The sequence below is a fragment of the Paenibacillus sp. Y859 genome, from assembly GCF_056786405.1.
On the sequence record NZ_JBXCIZ010000001.1, the window covers coordinates 574,467 to 589,388 of the forward strand.

Below are 14,922 nucleotides of genomic sequence, written 5' to 3' on the forward strand. Positions count from 1 at the left end.
AACAAATAGACCACATGAGAAAATCAGCTCATGTGGTCTATTTGTTAGTTCTTATTGGTTATTAGGAGGACTAGACGTTAAGTAAATCCAAATGTTTACCAATATGCGACTTAAGCGACTGCTCATAAGCCTCTTCTTTCTTCTCAAGCGTGTCGAAGAACTCGTCACTAAATAAATTCTGACCCGCTCCATCTTGTGCCTTAAGTAGAATACCATACGTAATATGGAGTAGTTGACGTGCATTATCTTCCTCCATATACTCTGGTAATTGCTCATCAGATACTTGATCCAGTGGCTTAATTTTAGAAATATCTGTAGTCACATGGTAGTATGCTTTTGCTTCTTCAAAATGCGCCAATGCGTATGCATGCATTCTGCGATATAGAGAAGGACTCTCTTTCGCAACTGTTCTTACCGCTTCAAGCCAATTTGTTCCAGCTGTTTTTACATGGAAGCGTCCCTTTGTATACTTAGCAATTACTGGGAACACACTTAGCTTATCACTTCCAGAGTGAATGCTGAGTTTAAATCCGAAATGATCTGCAATTGCTGCATGAATACGTAATTCTTTCTCAAACTGTTCAAGATCTCCGATGTAATCTATTCCTTTTTGGAATTCCCCACAAAATCTTGGAGCCATACTGAAGATATGAACATCGTTACGCTCTAGCTCAGCTGCTACGAAATAATGGGCTTCCGGAGATGTTGGTGTCACCGTTTCGTCTATGGAAATTTCAAAGTCAATCTCGCGATCCACCGATTTAATATATTTTTCATAAATGTAGATCATGAATGGAATAGCTTCATTATAAATAAGAACACATTTCATAAGTTCTTTTTGATCGAAGAATACTTTCTCCTCACCCACTTGGAATGATTGATCTAGGTATCTTTCCTCATAACCCTTACGTATCTTTTCTGAAAGTTGACCATACCGTTCATTCAATTCAGCGTCGTTCAGATCCTGAATATCACTCGGAATCTTCTCTGAACAATCTAGAGTCAGCATGGTAAATCCTAGATCAAGTGACATCTGAATGTCTGCTTCTTCTTTCAAATGATCCCCGTCGGCTCCGTATCCATCTCTGAATCCCTCTTGGAATGCTGCGTAACTAGCTGCATCAAGCACATCAAGATAAGTTCTGCCAGTCAAAGCAAGTTCACGGATACTTTGTTGTGCAAGAACGGGTGAGACTGGACGTCCTCTAAGTGTCGCTAAATGTCCTGGTCCTGCAAGTCCCAATCGATCTCCTAAACCAAATGTTGTTGATTGTCTTCCGAAAGCCTTTGGTGATAAATGTGGGAAATATTTAGCAAGAATGATACGATTCTCATGGGATAAAGGGCTTAGTTTATATCCATCTTGAACTTCACCAGCCAGTTCATTAAATAATGCACCTTCGCCAACCGCCATGATCACTTTCTTACTCTCCACTTTGAGCATCAGTAGATGAACTTTATTATGGGTATGTAGAGAACGTTCATAAATTTTCACATGTTGTGGTGAAGCGGTTTCAATACGACCTTCTTTTAAAGCCTGGGCAATTTGTTTCATAATAATAATCCTCCATATAATAGTATTTTAATATTCCCCATGTATTAATTGTGCTGCGACCTCGTCGTACACCCACTTGATGGGAATATGATGCTCCCTAGCTGCCTTAGCGGCATCTTCGTACTCGGGCCCTTGGTGGATAATCTTCTGATCTTGCCAAGCCTGCTTCACTTTAATCGTTCCATATTTCGTAACCACTGAGATCCATTTGCGATCTAGTATTTTGCGAGACCATTCGCTTTTACGAACTCCAAAGGTTGTCGTCTCTCTTAATAGCGTCTCTTCACATTGATCCACATGATCTGGTAAAGATAATACAGTCACTAATACACCAGGTCTGTTCTTCTTCATATAAACGGATGTGTAAAATACATCCAGTGCTCCTGCTGCCAACAAACGCTCCATCGCGAAAGCCATCATCTCACCTGTACTGTCATCTAATTGAGCTTCAAGAACTTGAATCGTCTCTCTCTGGCTATACTCATTGTGCTCTATTAGACATACACGCAGTACGTTGGGATGGGCAAAGTCTTTCGTTCCAGCGCCGTAACCCATTCTTTCGATTGGCGCTGCAGGAAGTAGTCCAAAGCGTGTCGCTAGAGCCTTTAGAATTCCGGCTCCAGTAGGAGTTGTCAGTTCACTCTCTACAGCAAAGTCATCCAATGGGATACCCTGAAGGATCTCCAATGTAGCCGGAGCCGGAATAGGGTATAGCCCGTGTGCCATTCGCATTCTTCCTCTTCCCGTCGGGACAGGCGATGATTCGATAATATCAATATCGAGGTTCTCGAGTGCCAGACACACACCGATAATATCAATGATAGAATCCATCGCACCTACTTCATGGAAATGAACATCTTCCGGGCTCATGCCATGAATTTTACCTTCCGCAACAGCAATTGCTTGAAAGATTCGAATACTTCTATGCTTCACGCGTTCCGGTAATGAGGATTCCTCAATATCCTTTATAATTCCCGAAGCCTTACGATGGACATGATCGTGACTATGGTCGTGATCATGACTATGATCGTGACTGTGGCCGTGATCATGGCTATGATCGTGACTGTGGCCGTGATCCTGACTATGATCATGACTGTGGCTGTGATCATGACTATGATCGTGACTGTGACTGTGATCATGGCTATGATCGTGACTGTGGCTGTGATCATGGCTATGATCGTGACTGTGGCTGTGATCATGACTATGAACGTGACTGTGGCTGTGATCATGGCTATGATCGTGACTGTGGTCATCAGCCTCTTTTTCAAATCGGAGAACTAGCTTCTTAGCCGACATCCCTTGCTTCACAACAGTTTCAACATGCATTTCGAATGGATCAAAGGGAAGGAGTTTCAGGTGATCTCGGATATAATCGATATCTGCTCCTAGATCAATCAAGGCTGAAAGGGCCATATCTCCAGCAATCCCTGCGAAACAATCGAAATATAATACTCTACTCATTTATCGCTCGCCTCCGCTACCAGTTGTTGAATAATGGCTGCGTTATAGCCCGCGCCGAAACCGTTATCAATATTAACTACTGAAATCCCTGCTGCACAGGATGTCATCATTGATAATAGAGGCGTGAGACCTTCGAAATGGCAACCATATCCTACGGAAGTAGGTACTGCGATAACTGGCCTTCGCACAAGACCACCTACAACACTAGCCAATGCCCCTTCCATGCCAGCAACTACTATGACAACGTTAGCACTTTGAATGTTCTCGCGATGCGCAAGCAATCGATCAATCCCTGCAACACCAACATCATAGATTCGCTCTACTTTACAACCCATCCACTCGGCAGTCATGGCCGCTTCTTCTGCAACAGGCATATCCGAGGTTCCCCCACTTAGTACGGAAACTTTCCCTAAGAAAAGACGCTTCGCTGTTCCATAGGTGAAGATTTGTGGAATAGCTTGATAGACTCCCTCAGGGAATAACTCCATCAATTCAGCGCCTATACTTGGCGATAAGCGAGTAACCATAACACGACCATGTTTCTCAATGAGACGTGAAACTATGATTGTAATTTGTTCCTTAGTCTTTCCAGCGCCAAACACAACTTCGGGAAATCCCGTTCTTTGTTCACGGTCCGTATCTAGCTTACAGAACCCCAATTCTTCAAACGAGCTCATAGCTGCCTCCTTGTTCCAATACGCGATTCATGCTGCCGCTTTTATAACCGGAAAGATCCATCGTTATAAATTCATAGCCTATCTTACGCAATTGGTTCGTAATTTCAGCTCCCATCTCGATCAGATGAGTCATTTCATTGGGTTCAACTTCAATTCGGGCAATATTATTATGCGTTCGAACTCGAACCTGACGGAATCCTATAGATAGAAGATAATCTTCTGCTTGATCTACTTTGCTTATGTTCTTGAGTGTAATTGTCTCCCCATAAGCAATCCGTGAAGACAAACATGCGAAGGATGGTTTATCCCAGTTCGTTATTCCGAGCTGCTTCCCAAGCTCTCTAATCTCAGGTTTGAATAAGCCCACCTCTTGTAGCGGTCCACGAACTCCATACTCTCGAGCTGCCTTTACGCCCGGTCTATGCTCACTCATATCATCTGCTATGAGGCCGAATACTAAGTGGTCATATCCTTCTACACTGTCATTAATATAGGGAAGTAACTCTTCGAACAGATTTTTTTTGCAGAAATAACAACGATTCTGTGTGTTCTCCACATATCCCGGTATTGCTAGCTCAGACGTATATACTACTTTATGCGGTGCACCTAACTCTATAGCAATTCGCTTCGCGTCTTTCAACTCACGAGAAGGGTATGTCTCCGAATCTGTTGTGACAGCCAATACATTGTCCGTCCCAAGTGTATCCAGTGCCACTTTTAGTAAAAGTGTGCTATCCACACCACCAGAGAATGCCACTACTACTCGCTTCATTTCAGCTAATGTCTTTTTTAGTTGGTCATATTTATGCTGTAGTTCAGACATTTCCTCACACCTTTCATTCCATTTAAGAACCCACGAAGTTTTAAGTTGTCATTTCCTTAATACTAGTAGAATCCGACATTTGGAATTTGGCAATTTCCTTATAGCTATCTTTCAATTGGCTATAGACTTTCAGATATATAGGTAGTAACTGTTGATAAAGTTGATGATTCTGCTCATTAGGTACATAGCGCACGTTAGAAGAGCCTTCAGAAGATGAGATTGGATCTATTAGATCATCGATCACACCCATTGCATAAAGACCTAACTTAGCAGCACCAAGCCCTGAGCTTTCTATGACTTCAGGCACTTCAACTGGAATTCCTAGAACATCCGCCATAATCTGACAGATAAGTTCAGATTGGACAACACCACCCGAAGCTCTTATGATGGTTGGCGTCACGGAAAGCCGTTCCATCAAAGACACAATCGAACCGATTTGAAAGATCATGCCCTCCATCGCTGCTCTTAGCATATGAGATTTATGATGACTCATCGATAGTCCAAAGTATACGCCTCTTGCTTTGGCATCCCAGAAAGGTGCCCTCTCACCTGTTAATAGTGGCAGAAAGAGAAGTCCATTTGCCCCTGGAGGCGCCTGTTTCGCTATTTCTAGAAATGAAGTATATTGTTCCAAATGATGCCGACCTAATGGTGCTAGCCCATCTGAGAACAATTGATCCACTGTCCACCGAAGTGCAACGCCACCGTTGTTCGAAGCTCCTCCAATGACCCAATAGTCCTCAGTCAGCGCGTAGCAGAACAATCGACCTTCAGGATCAAGTGTTGGTTGGCGAACAACCGCACGAACGGCACTACTCGTTCCAATCGTTACAGCAGCTTCCTTCGAATCCATCACACCGATTCCAAGGTTAGCAAGTACACCATCTGACGCTCCAATAACAAATGGCGTATCCTGATTCATCCCAATCTTAGATGCGTATTCAGGATCTAATCCCTTGATCACATATGTTGTGGGAACGGGTTCAGATAACTGCTGCTTACTTATTCCTGTCACTTGAAGAGCCTGTTCATCCCAATCCAATTGATGAATATTGAACATCCCTGTGGCACTTGCAATTGAATAATCAATCTTGTATTCCTTAAACAAACGATAGAATATATATTCTTTGATACCGATAAATTTAGAAGCCTGTTGATATATTTCTGGTCGATGTTCACGTAACCAAATCAGCTTCGTCAAAGGAGACATCGGATGGATTGGGGTTCCCGTATTCTGATAAATGGATTGCCCCTTCCCATTGCTGATCAATTCTTCGGCTGCTTCAACACTTCTCTGGTCTGCCCATATGATGCTTGCGGTCAATGGTTGATGTTGCTCATCCATGACGATAAGACTGTGCATAGCTGAGCTGAATGACACACACAAGATATCATCTGGATGAACTCCCGATGCCACAATGACTACATTCATCCCATCAATCACGGCTTGAAAGATTTGCTCAGGGTCTTGTTCTGCCATATCCGATTGCGGAACATCAAGTGGATATGCAATTGAATGTACTTCCTTGACTTGCCCTGTACGATCGATCAACAATGTCTTTGCACTTGTCGTACCGATATCTACAGCAACTACAAAATTGGGTTCATTCATCATTTACTTAGATATCCCTCCTGGTCAAACTCCCATTCATAAGGTTCACTAATTATCTCTATGCGAGGGTTATTCCTCACTTCATCAAGTAAATTTTCAGAAATCTCGATTTCGCCCAAATGTAGCGTATCTCGAATTCTTGCTAATCTGCATGTGGTGAAATCAAGAATATTGCAAGTTTTGACCGCTGCTTTAATCGCATCTCGATCATTGCTAAGTGTTGTTGCCTGTTTCGTAGGAGCACATACCGTAGAAGTCAGACCATTGGCATAAGTAGCTATCCAATCAGCCTTACTCACTAAGCGTTGCGTCGTGAAATCTGCTGTACCTACACCATTCGCATTCCCCTGTGACTCTTCCGTTAAATCTAGGACAACCATCTTGTTGATCTCAGGTCCACCATGCGCATAAGGCGTTGGATAACGACCAGTCACGTTAGGATCCATACCATCTCCACTAATATTTTTACCAATATAATCTATCACTAGTACATCTAAATTAGAGAATAAAATTTGTGGCAAACGTCTTTTCGCTTCGAGAAGAAGTTCTGGTTCGCGTTCTTCCATCTCTGTTGCTGGAACGACCTCAATTCTACATGTTTCATCATAAGCATTCTCAATCAAAGCAACTCCGAATACGATCGGTAGCTTAGCAATCATTCTAGCAGCCATTGCCGGAACGTTCTCTGCCATGTATTTAAAGCCTAATTGATGTGTTGCTTCTGCACCTTTTTGTTTACCCAGACCAATCGCGATCATCTTCAGTAGTCCACTTTCAATGGTACCCCGGAATGCTGTATGCGGCTTCACACGATTAATTACGATAATGGCATCTGCCTCTGTTGCTGCTATTTTGTCCACATACACAGGTAATCCATTAGGAAGTGTATCAATCAATACAACATCCATAGATGATCGAATCGGAACGCCCATACTCTGTTCATCTATTCCTAGATGCGCAAGCACATCACTCTGTCCTTGATCTGTCGCACCGCCGTGGCTCCCCATGCAAGGAACGATAAACGGTTCTGTTCCCGCTCGTTTCAATTCATCAATCACACATTTCGTTATTTCATCAATCTTGTATATTCCTCGACTACCTACGGCAACAGCAACTTTACTCCCCGTAGCAATAGTAGGAATACATCCCGATTCATCCAACTTCAACTTTAGTTCAGCAATAGGATCAGCTAGCTTTGTAGCATCGAAATGTTGACGGATCTTCACCATGCGAGGCACAGGGATGTCCTTCAGCATTTGACTTAACAGGTCGCTACTCATATTGTCATCGCTCCAAATCCACCATCTACACGAATTAACGCTCCCGTAACGAATGAGGACGCTTTCGGAGAGGCTAAATAAATAATAGTTCCCTGTAATTCTTCAGGATTACCAAAGCGATTCATCGGTGTATGGTTCATAATAGACTCTGTCCGTTCTGGTGATAGAATCTTCCGATTCTGTTCAGCAGGGAAGAACCCTGGAATAATCGCATTCACTCTAATCTGATGCGGAGCTAGCTCACGGGCTAGAAATTTCGTCACACTGTTCACGCCTGCTTTGGATGCAGAATAGGTGAACACTTTGGATAATGGCGGATCAGACGAAACGGAAGATATATTAATGATCGATCCACCTTTTCCTTGATCAACCATTTGTTTACCAAATATTTGACTAGCCAATACGACACTCTTCAGATTGACATCCATGATCTTATCCCACTCATCCATCTCAAGTTCAAAGAATGGCGTCGGACTATTCGCCCCAGAGCAGTTCACCAAAGTATCGATACTTCCTGTCCATGCTAACACTTGATTAAGCACTTCTTTTAACTGATCTTCTACTGTTACATCCGCTTGGAATACTTGGGCTTCTCCGCCTGCCTCTTCAATTCGTTTCTTCACGTCATTTGCCTTCTCAAGATTACGTCCAACGATAGCTACTCGTGAACCTTGAGCCGCTAAAGCTTCGGACATTGCTCCTCCAAGCACGCCGTTCCCACCTATAACTACTGATGTTGTATCTGTTAGATCAAATAAATTTATAATAATAGTCCCTCCTAATTGTTATGTTGCTATACTAACGCGAATAACAACGTTGTTATTAATCATAATAACCCACTTTATATATACTGTCTACCTCTTTACAACAAATAAATTCCTTATCGTTTTGAATAGTCTATGCTATAATAACAACGTTGTTAATTGTAGGAGGGATCAATGAAGTGTCCGTTACGATTAAAGATATAGCCGAACGAGCAGGGGTAAGTTTTTCCACTGTTAGCAAAGCACTTAACGACAGTCCACTTGTACACAATGATACGAAACAAAGAATACTAGACATCTCACTCGAATTGGGATATCAACCCAATACTGCTGCTCGTAGACTTGTATCGAATAAAAGCTGGACAATTGGCGTAGTATGGCCTTCAGTGGAAAGGTTCGCTCCATCTGCTCTCATTACTCGAATCAATAATGAAATGGCCAAACATAATTATACAACACTGTTATCTATTAATCAGACAGATTTGGCTATTGAGACCTTCTTACGATTACAGTGTGATGCCATACTAGTATTCTACGATCGAGAAGGTGATGAATTACAGAACTTTACTAAGCAATCATCTATTCCAATTCTTTATTATGGCGTAAATGGATTAACCCCTTTTACAACGATTGATGCCACACGAAGTAAAGCTATTGAGCTTGCTGTTGAGCATTTAGTCGTACTAGGTCATCAACGAATTGCTTATGTAGGAAATACGAATTCAATAGATCCTTTACAATCTGAGAAGGTCGCTACCTTCACTGAGCAATTGACCAAATATCATCTACCTATAACTATGGAATCTCTTCTTCCCATGAATAGTCTGGACACTTATGAAGGTTATATGACTACCAAACAATTACTCGTCTCTCCAAATCGGCCAACCGCCATCATCAGTGGGAGTTATGATCTGACTAAGGGGATCTTGCGTGCTGCTACTGAATTACAAATTCAGGTTCCAGAACAGTTATCGATCATTAGTTATGATAATATTCAACAGATGGAAGAACTTGAAGTACCTATGACAGCGGTAGGCGTAGCTTTAGCAGAAATTGTTGATACGACGGTGCAAACCTTACTTACGATGATTGAGCATAAGGAACCTGTACTCTCCATTTATTTGGAGCCAGAGCTAGTTATCCGCTCATCCACATCAATACCTGAAAAAATTTAATTCTTGTCCGCAAACGACATAAAAATAACGGATTTCATACGTATTTTCTACGTTGAAATCCGTTATTCCTCTATTCATTTCCTTGAAGAATTCCTGCAACGGGGGTGACACCGAAAGCCTTTGCTAAATCAATCAATTGCTGGTCCGTTATTTTTTGTTTAATGGGATGATGAGCTACTAACATATATATTTGCGCAGCCTTTTCTACCGTTTCAATCAACCCAAAAGTTTCATCCAACGTAGATCCTGTTCCGAATATGCCATGTTGCGGCCAAATGACAATGCGATGATCCTTCATCTTCTTCGCTGTTTCCCGCCCGATCTCATTACTCCCAGGCACCATCCAAGGAATCACACTAACACCATCAGGGAAAATAACGATACATTCTGTACACATCTCCCATAGCGTCCGAGTAAACAGTAATTCATCCAGATCATGAATAAAAGTCATCGCAAGTGTGTTAGTAGAGTGTGTATGCATGACAATTCGATGTGTTGGATCTACTTGTAACCTTTCTATATGACTCATGAAGTGGGATGCCAGCTCGCTTGTTGGAACTGCTCCATCTTTTAGTCCCCACACAATATCAATGCTATCGCCCGTCGATGATACTCGAATAACGCCTAGATTCGACTCAGGATCCGTGATCATATTTTTAAAATACTTGCCCGATCCCGTTACTATGAAGTATTTATCTGCTAATGGCTCAACTGGAAAGGTCAAATCAATCGTCCTGCTCACTCTCTGTGTATCGATATATTGGCTAACTTCGGACTCATCTAACAAATAACTAATATTCCCTCCGTTACGTTCGTCCCAACCCAATCTCCACATATGATAAGTAATATCCGCCATTTCACGTATAAAAGGTACTTCCATTGTTGACACATAGCTCCGCGCTGGTTCATCAACCTTCAATGTTAAAGTCACAATAGTTCTCTCCTTTATAGAGGTTTATACATTTATCCTACGTTTACAAATCTTTATTGTCAACATGACAATCATAATTAATGTTGTTTTATATTTTATTTATGTATTTTTAATGACAACCAAAGAAACAATGTATCGGTAATCACTTAAAGTTGCTAAAATTAAGATGATTGTTCTATTGTAATTAATTAGAAAGAGTGGTGTCCCTAATGTTAGCAGCTGAGAGAAGGCAACGAACGATTGACCTTATTCATCAAGATAAGCGCGTATTGGTCGCCGACTTAAGTAAAATGTTTGATGTCACAGAAGAGACCATTCGTCGAGATTTAGAAAAGTTAGAGAAAGAAGGAATTGTAACTCGTACTTACGGTGGAGCAATGCTGAATCGACACACGAACGAGGATCTGCCCTATTCAACTAGGAATACGATTAATATGGACATGAAAAGAGATATTGCCTTAAAAGCTCTACATTTAATTCAAGATGGCGATACGTTAATGGTAGATCCCAGTTCAACGGCATTCGAATTTGTGAAGACATTAAATAATAAAAACAATCTCACAATGATCACGAATTCCATTAATATTCTGTCTGAATTTCCCAATACCAACTTGAATATTATTTCAACTGGGGGCTCTTTGCGTTATCGTTCACTTTCATTAGTAGGACCTATTTCTCAAGAAACAGTGCAGAAATATAACGTAGATACAGCTATTATCAGTTGTAAGGGGCTTTCCCTCGACAAGGGGATTACAGATTCCAATGAACCTGAATGTGAATTGAAGAAAACGATGCTCAAACAAGCTAACAAAGTTATTCTCCTAGCTGACCACACGAAATTTGATAAAGTTGCCTTTGTAAAGCTAACTGAACTAAATGTCATCCATTATATCATTACAGATCAGAAGCCCTCCAATCCGTGGTTAGAGCGATTGGCGGAGCTTGATATTGAAGTTATTTATTAAACTGTTAGGAGGATGAATATTATCCTCCTCTCTTTAGGAGTTCCCCCAATTTACACTTACATGTAATCCTTCCAACTATTATTGTTTGTTGACAAGATAAGTAACCATTGGTTATTATATTACCATCGGTTACTAACCAGTGGTTATACAACGTTAATTTCTCAATAGGAGTGCTTATCAGAAATGTTAACTAAACAGGAACTTCGTTCACAAGAGACGAAGAAAGAAATCATTAAGGCGGCTGGACAGCTGTTCTCTACCCAAGGGTTCGATTCGGTTACGATGCGAGAAATTGCCAAAGTCGCAGGTTGTTCCCATACTACGATTTATATTTATTTTAAGGACAAAGAAGCATTACTCCATCAGCTCTCTATGCCCCCACTCGAAGCATTAAAAACGCAACTGAAGAATATCTCGCTACAAATAAATTTATCCCCTGAAGAAAGGCTTAAAACCATCAGCCTTGAATTTATTCGTTTTTGCTTGCTTCATCGGAATATATACACAACCTTTATAGCTGTAAAGTCATCGCGTGTGGACCAAAAAGACTCAGCGAATGAAATTAATACAATGAGGATTTCTTTGTTTACATTTCTGGAGGAAGCACTTCAATATTGCTTGACCATTGAGGGGAATGATGAACTTCTCTTGATGTATACTCGCATCTATTTCTTCACCTTGCATGGCATCGTAAGTACCTATACCCATTCTGAAGAATCTCTTGAGAGCTTGATGGAAAGACTGTTACCTACTTTTGAAGAAGCGATTGAGGTGTTATTGATTGGTATGCAGGAGAAATTAAAAGGAGTGAACTAAAATGAAAATAACACAAATTTCAGATCATATTTGGAGTTTGAAAATATGGATAGTGATTCCGATTCACGTGTGGGTTGTTGTTAACGAGGAAGGAGTAACCTTGGTCGATGCAGGGATACCCTTCATGGCCAAAGGTATTCTTACATTTATAGAAAACCTGAATGCAGGACCACTGTCAACCATTCTCTTAACCCATGGTCATGGCGATCATACTGGAGCCATCCAACGAATACTAGAAGAAACACAAGTCCCTGTATTCGCCCATCCGATTGAGATTCCTTATATAGAAGGAGAGCTTCCCTATCCTCGTAGAAAAAAGGCAGCGATCACCGTTGCTAAGCAACTCACGCAAGCCCTTCCCGAGAACGAGCACGGGGTACTTCAATCCATTGGGGGATTGACACCTTACCACACCCCAGGTCACTCCCCCGGTCATGTCGTCTATTTCCATCAGGAGGATCAAGTGCTGTTGGTTGGAGATTTATTCACAGCTAAAAAAGGGGAACTCCGCAAACCAATGGCGATGTTTACCGCCGATATGGCTGAAGCCATCCGAAGCAGTTCCATTGTCCGTCAATTGAGACCACTCCGACTTGAAGTCTGTCATGGATCATCCGTTCTCCGACCTGCGGATCAGTTAGACACGTATTTAAAGTCTTAGGAAGTATCGATTTCTACACAACGTCATACTCAACAAGCCAACAGTCTCTTAATTCACCTTCATGCCATTCATGTTTCTCAAGCAGTTTCTTTTTCTCAAACTAAAATCATCCCATTTATTCTCCTATTTAGTGTATCTTAGCCGTCCAACCAAACAATTGTCGCATACAAACAATGAACGATGGATGAAATAAACCCTCAGATCGATGAGCTGGGGTGATACATCCTACTCTTCCTTGCCCGTAAGTATGAATCCAACCAGCGGGTGCCTCTCCATCTTTCGAGCTGGAACGCAAGAATACATTTGTATTGGCTTCGTCGCATTTCACAAAATAATGTTCATCGAGGAATGAGAATGATCCCCTATTCATCTCAAGCTCTGATACCAGCTCTAAACTCACTGTCCATGGAATAGACTTGTCCAAGACTGGATGATAAGTAACTTCAGCATTTTCTGCTGGATGGTAAAGAAAGAATCCACGTAACATTTGTACATATTCGGAATCCTCATCATAAGATGCCATTCCGGCATGCCACGCAATCCAAGCTCCACCTTGTTCTACATACTGTACAATCTGCTTTGAGACTTCTGGTGCCATCCAACGCAGTTCAGGTTCGTTCTGTGGATCTACTCTGTTTTCTGCAAACAGAATAGTTATATCCGGCTTGTCATTCAGCCGTTCACTTATCCAACTGGTTTCACAAAATTCAAGCTGAACCTTCCCCTCCGCGATGAGCGGAGAGAGAATTTCAGTCAACGATTGTTGGATAAGGGCAAGGTCATGGTAAAAGTCCCCCACTATAGCTAGTACCTTTTTCATATCGGCAAATCTCCTTTCTGTACTTGAATAAATATGTTAGAAAGGCATCGGTTGACCTTTATGATCAACCATCCAAGCATCATCTGGCAACTTCACTTTCCCCTCGATCATATCTAATATCCCTCCGGCAGTATCCTCCGGATCCCCCGGAGCTTGGTCTCCACCCATTTGCGTCCGTATCCATCCTGGATGAATTGAGATAACACTGAATCCTTCCGGTGTTAATGCATTCTTTAACTGAGCCGAGAAGAAAGTCAGAGCATTCTTAGATATCGCATACGGATAATCCCCACCGTAAGCACTAGTGAAGCATCCTGATTCGGAGCTTACATTGATAATACAAGCATTTTCACTTCGACGAAGTAAGGGCAAGAAATGCTTAATCATCTTCATCGGACCGTAGACATTAGTCTCCATCGTCTGTTCCATATCACTAAAGTCTAAAGATTCAATAGTCTCATCACGGGCGATAAGTATGCCTGCATTATTCACAATTACGTCAATATAGTCCATTTCAGACTCAATCGTTTCTTTTGCCTGAAATATCGAATTCTCATTCGTTACATCCAGTGGAACAATCGTAAGTGTCCCCGTGCTAGTATCTAATTCGCGTAGTTGTACATCATCCCGTTCCGGGTTTCTACTTCCAGCTATGACATCATGTCCACGTAACAATCCTTCTCGAACCGCAGCGTAGCCCAATCCTTTTCCAGCACCTGTTATTAATATTCTCATGGCGTATAATCAGTCTCCTTCAATCTATCGATTTCGTTACACTGGTGGTTAGTTATTATCATTCTCAAGCAATTCAATGAGTACCTTCAAATGATCAGAGCTATCTATGTAAGCATAGCGCCCACCTGTATATTCACCTTTCTGAATCAACGGCATGCCATTCTTCTCTAGCAACATCACTTTTTCCTTCATTCCATGGATCATGAATGCGATATGATGAACTCCTTCGCCCTGTTCATCAAGGAATTCACGCCAAGTACTCGGATTCTCATCGGGCTCAATTAATTCAATTTGCAGTTGGCCACAATCGATAAAAGCGAGCTTTGCCCGTGCTTCTGCAGGTTGACCTTTGTATTTCGTCTGTGACATTTCAAGCGGATCAGTCATAGACCACTTTGGTTTCTCAATGCCGAAGAAATCAGCATAAACTTGTGATACCTTTTCAATATCTTTGACGACGATCCCGATTTGTGTCACGACTTGAGTTCCCAATATGTTCTTTTCCATCGTTATCAATCTCCTTTAGTAGTCGTAAAAACGAAAGCGCTTGCATAAATTATCATTGATAAAGCTGATCACAGGGTGACTCGATTCTACCAAATAATCTACACCTTGTCACATCCCACAAACTCTTCACCAATGAATCC

General features: G+C 41.7%; 15 protein-coding genes. 4 read left to right on the forward strand and 11 right to left on the reverse strand.

Annotation, left to right across the window (positions count from 1 at the left end; genetic code table 11):
• Nucleotides 1-70 precede the first annotated feature (70 nt).
• Genes AC1TO8_RS02980 through AC1TO8_RS03010 form a run of 7 tightly spaced genes read right to left on the reverse strand, consistent with a single transcriptional unit; the run spans nucleotide 71 to nucleotide 8,172 of the window.
• The gene (locus AC1TO8_RS02980) at nucleotides 71-1,555 is read right to left on the reverse strand and encodes a tagaturonate epimerase family protein (protein WP_482054113.1); all 1,485 of its coding nucleotides are present in this window, start codon (nucleotides 1,553-1,555) and stop codon (nucleotides 71-73) included.
• A 27-nt stretch (nucleotides 1,556-1,582) separates the two neighbouring features.
• A complete protein-coding gene (gene larC, locus AC1TO8_RS02985) occupies nucleotides 1,583-3,016 on the reverse strand; it encodes a nickel pincer cofactor biosynthesis protein LarC (RefSeq protein ID WP_482054114.1) in 1,434 nt (477 codons plus the stop codon).
• Nucleotides 3,013-3,693, reverse strand: a complete 681-nt coding sequence (gene larB, locus AC1TO8_RS02990) for a nickel pincer cofactor biosynthesis protein LarB (protein ID WP_482054115.1) — start codon at nucleotides 3,691-3,693, stop codon at nucleotides 3,013-3,015. The genes larC and larB overlap by 4 nt, the downstream gene beginning before the upstream one ends.
• Nucleotides 3,680-4,516, reverse strand: coding sequence for an ATP-dependent sacrificial sulfur transferase LarE (gene larE, locus AC1TO8_RS02995; RefSeq protein WP_482054116.1), 837 nt, complete (start codon nucleotides 4,514-4,516; stop codon nucleotides 3,680-3,682). Before larE ends, larB begins: the two co-directional genes overlap by 14 nt.
• 40 nt (nucleotides 4,517-4,556) lie before the next feature.
• Entirely contained in the window at nucleotides 4,557-6,131 is a 1,575-nt protein-coding gene (locus AC1TO8_RS03000; protein ID WP_482054117.1) for a gluconokinase, read from the reverse strand.
• Nucleotides 6,128-7,408: a nickel pincer cofactor-dependent isomerase, group 22 gene (locus AC1TO8_RS03005; RefSeq protein WP_482054118.1), complete on the reverse strand. Its 1,281-nt coding sequence runs from the start codon at nucleotides 7,406-7,408 to the stop codon at nucleotides 6,128-6,130. The genes AC1TO8_RS03000 and AC1TO8_RS03005 overlap by 4 nt, the downstream gene beginning before the upstream one ends.
• Nucleotides 7,405-8,172 (reverse strand): SDR family oxidoreductase, encoded by a 768-nt coding sequence (locus AC1TO8_RS03010; RefSeq protein ID WP_482054493.1) that lies wholly within the window; start codon nucleotides 8,170-8,172, stop codon nucleotides 7,405-7,407. The genes AC1TO8_RS03005 and AC1TO8_RS03010 overlap by 4 nt, the downstream gene beginning before the upstream one ends.
• Before the next feature lie 179 nt (nucleotides 8,173-8,351).
• Between AC1TO8_RS03010 and AC1TO8_RS03015 the strand changes: the two genes are divergently transcribed.
• Nucleotides 8,352-9,347: a LacI family DNA-binding transcriptional regulator gene (locus AC1TO8_RS03015; RefSeq protein WP_482054119.1), complete on the forward strand. Its 996-nt coding sequence runs from the start codon at nucleotides 8,352-8,354 to the stop codon at nucleotides 9,345-9,347.
• 70 nt (nucleotides 9,348-9,417) lie between these two features.
• On the opposite strand, the gene rhaD is transcribed toward AC1TO8_RS03015, so the two are convergent.
• On the reverse strand, nucleotides 9,418-10,227 hold the full coding sequence (rhaD, locus tag AC1TO8_RS03020; RefSeq protein ID WP_482054494.1) for a rhamnulose-1-phosphate aldolase: 810 nt from the start codon (nucleotides 10,225-10,227) through the stop codon (nucleotides 9,418-9,420).
• A gap of 260 nt (nucleotides 10,228-10,487) precedes the next feature.
• On the opposite strand from rhaD, the gene AC1TO8_RS03025 reads away from it, so the two are divergent.
• The 3 genes from AC1TO8_RS03025 (at nucleotide 10,488) to AC1TO8_RS03035 (ending at nucleotide 12,720) form a co-directional block, all read left to right on the forward strand.
• Entirely contained in the window at nucleotides 10,488-11,243 is a 756-nt protein-coding gene (locus AC1TO8_RS03025) for a DeoR/GlpR family DNA-binding transcription regulator (RefSeq protein WP_482054120.1), read from the forward strand.
• A 183-nt stretch (nucleotides 11,244-11,426) separates the two neighbouring features.
• A complete protein-coding gene (locus tag AC1TO8_RS03030; RefSeq protein WP_482054121.1) occupies nucleotides 11,427-12,059 on the forward strand; it encodes a TetR/AcrR family transcriptional regulator in 633 nt (210 codons plus the stop codon).
• 1 nt (nucleotide 12,060) lies between these two features.
• Nucleotides 12,061-12,720: an MBL fold metallo-hydrolase gene (locus AC1TO8_RS03035; RefSeq protein ID WP_482054122.1), complete on the forward strand. Its 660-nt coding sequence runs from the start codon at nucleotides 12,061-12,063 to the stop codon at nucleotides 12,718-12,720.
• Between the two features lie 127 nt (nucleotides 12,721-12,847).
• Here the strand turns inward: AC1TO8_RS03035 and AC1TO8_RS03040 are convergent, their stop codons facing one another.
• From AC1TO8_RS03040 to AC1TO8_RS03050, 3 genes are read right to left on the reverse strand one after another with little or no spacing between them, the layout of a single operon-like run.
• Nucleotides 12,848-13,540: a ThuA domain-containing protein gene (locus AC1TO8_RS03040; protein WP_482054123.1), complete on the reverse strand. Its 693-nt coding sequence runs from the start codon at nucleotides 13,538-13,540 to the stop codon at nucleotides 12,848-12,850.
• 36 nt (nucleotides 13,541-13,576) lie between these two features.
• A complete protein-coding gene (locus tag AC1TO8_RS03045) occupies nucleotides 13,577-14,275 on the reverse strand; it encodes an SDR family oxidoreductase (protein ID WP_482054124.1) in 699 nt (232 codons plus the stop codon).
• Nucleotides 14,276-14,323: 48 nt separating this feature from the next.
• Nucleotides 14,324-14,782: a VOC family protein gene (locus AC1TO8_RS03050; protein WP_482054125.1), complete on the reverse strand. Its 459-nt coding sequence runs from the start codon at nucleotides 14,780-14,782 to the stop codon at nucleotides 14,324-14,326.
• Nucleotides 14,783-14,922: the final 140 nt, after the last annotated feature.